3 protein-coding genes are annotated in these 2,255 nt (G+C 49.4%); 2 read left to right on the top strand and 1 reads right to left on the bottom strand.

The window, feature by feature from the left end:
- The coding region (locus tag EJP87_RS15535; protein ID WP_227657694.1) for a flagellin at positions 1-569 on the bottom strand (569 nt) is incomplete at its 3' end.
- A gap of 491 nt (positions 570-1,060) precedes the next feature.
- Here EJP87_RS15535 and EJP87_RS15540 point away from each other — a divergent pair.
- Positions 1,061-1,507, top strand: coding sequence for a type II toxin-antitoxin system HicB family antitoxin (locus tag EJP87_RS15540; protein ID WP_130472765.1), 447 nt, complete (start codon positions 1,061-1,063; stop codon positions 1,505-1,507).
- Between the two features lie 251 nt (positions 1,508-1,758).
- Entirely contained in the window at positions 1,759-2,196 is a 438-nt protein-coding gene (locus EJP87_RS15545) for a rhodanese-like domain-containing protein (RefSeq protein WP_130472766.1), read from the top strand.
- The last annotated feature ends 59 nt before the right edge of the window (positions 2,197-2,255 follow it).

A 2,255-nucleotide genomic window follows, 5' to 3' on the forward strand; every position in this document is an offset into this window, starting at 1 on the left:
TCAATGGTTGTGCTGGCATTGGCGGCGGTATCCACCTTCAAATAGGAACCGCTGTTGTCGGTTCCCAAGGCGGCCAGGCTGGCTCCGCCCAGGGTCATATTAAACAAATTTCCGGTATTGGGATCCAACTGCACATTGATGTTCATTCCACCGGTCAGGGGAGTTTGACTGAACATGCTGGTTCCGGTGGCCAAGCGACTGATTTCCCGGACCAAGCCCTTTACCTCTTCATTCAATGCCGCCCGATCGCTACTGGTTTTGGTGCCAGTGGTGGCATCAACCGCCAAATCGCGAATCTGTTGAAAGGCATCAGCGCTTTCCTGTAAAGCGGCATCGGCCACCTGCAAAAGGGACAAGGCATCATTGGTATTTTGTTTGGCAGCGGTAATGCCACTGATTTGTGCCGCCATCTTCATGGCAAAAGAGATCACTCCTGGACCATCGCCGGCTGTCAAAAGCTTATTGCCTGTGGCCAAACGCTGCAGACTTTTGCTCCAGGAGCTGTTTGACTGCTCCAAGGCTTGGCGGGCCAATAATACTGTGCTGGAATTGTTGATGGAGAGGCTCATGATCGTTTCCCCTGTTGCGTAAGTTATTCCGTCTACCCGTTGCAAAACGGGATCATTGGATAGTTGATTTTTACCGGTACACCCGCACCAACATCCTGGGTGTGCTGTTATTGATGACGGTAAAAGCCTCGCCAGTCAAGAAATTTATCTGCTGTTGCACGGTATTTATTTATTCGTCTTGTCGCATTCTTTTCACGCATGGTTGATTTTATCCGATGATCGTTGATTTTTTCCCTGTTTCCTTCTGAAAAACACTCCGTGCAGCGCTGTTATTTTCGGACAAATTTGTCCTGACATCGGCAATAACTCTGATAAACGGACAACATTGTCCGAAACAGGGGGCAAAAGCCATCATGAGCCACTCTATATTCGGACAAATTTATCCGAAAATTTTTTTCTCAAGCCCCTCCATTTTCTGCCGATAAAGATAGTGTCTCGTTGTGCCTGAGATGCACTCTGGCCCCCGACAGACACTTTCTGGATCTCTCTGTATGGAAACACCTTTTTATTTTCCGGTTGTGATCCGCCAGCTCTCTGACCAGCTTTTCCAAGCGCATCTGCTTGATCTCCCAGAAACGACTCGGCAGCAGACATCCCTGGAAGCCGCCCTCACCGCAGTCAAAGAGGCGTTGATTCAGCTTATCAGCCAGCGCATGCGTGCCAACCAATCTTTGCCGATACCTGCACCGCCTCGAGGCAAAGAGCGCCATTGGGTGGCTTTGCCGCTGCTTTTGGCCGCCAAAGCCATGCTCTATCAAACCATGCGTCAACAAGGAATCAGTAAAACCGCCCTCGCCAAACGGCTCGATCATGACGAAAAGGAGATCAGACGTCTGCTTGATCCGGCCCATCCCTCCAAAATAGCCCGTCTGGAGCATGCCCTGGCTGTTCTGGGAAGGCAGTTGATTGTCGCCATGCCTAGGCAGCCAAGTCCTTAAGCTGCCGCAAAAAGAGCGCTCAATGGAGCGATTTATTGCACTCTATGCGCCCGGAAACAAGGTGCAGAGATATTAATAAATCATATTTTTATCAGTGCCTTGAATATTGTTTTCCTGGTTTTTCTGCCCGTTCTCCTTGTCATTGCCCATGCAATTTTTCTGTGTAACCTTTACGAAGCGACCAGAAGTGCGGAGAATGACCGACCGCGTCGACCCTGCTGTCGCTTGTCGGTTATGAGGAGAAAAAGAGCATGATCAAGCACGCTGTTACTGCAGAACAAATCCTGAAAAAAGCGATGGATGCGGAGATGATCTCCGTCGAACAGTTGTATCAACTGCTACAAAATGGCCCCTTGCCCACGGTTACTCTTCTGGATGTGCGCACACCTACCGAACAGCAACTGGGTATCATTCCTGGGTCGGTTTTGTTTCCCTGTGCCCATGATCTGGAAAATCTTGAAAATACGGCTATCTTTTCTGCCAGTTTTCAGGAAAATTTTCACCCAGAAAATTTTGATCCAGAGCAGTATTATATCTTGATCTGTCGCACTGGTCCCCGCACTGCCATTGCCCTGGAGGCTTTTTTGCAGCATGAATTGGTCGCTTGTGAGCTGCTGGGGGGGATCACCGAATGGCGCCAGAAAGGATATACTGTGCAGATACCGGAAGAAGGGGGAGAGAGTCCGTAAATCTGTAGAGGGAAAAAGTGCAGATAAAAAGCGAGATTGCGGTGTTGGATAAAAGAGAG

The organism is Candidatus Magnetaquicoccus inordinatus (assembly GCF_004217665.1).
In the GTDB taxonomy this organism is placed as follows: Bacteria; Pseudomonadota; Magnetococcia; order Magnetococcales; family Magnetaquicoccaceae; genus Magnetaquicoccus; species Magnetaquicoccus inordinatus.

Excerpts from the sequence above, each read along its gene's own strand:
- EJP87_RS15540 (WP_130472765.1), top strand. The coding sequence starts at position 1,061 with ATGGAAACACCTTTTTATTTTCCGGTTGTGATCCGCCAGCTCTCTGAC.
- EJP87_RS15545 (WP_130472766.1), top strand. The coding sequence starts at position 1,759 with ATGATCAAGCACGCTGTTACTGCAGAACAAATCCTGAAAAAAGCGATG.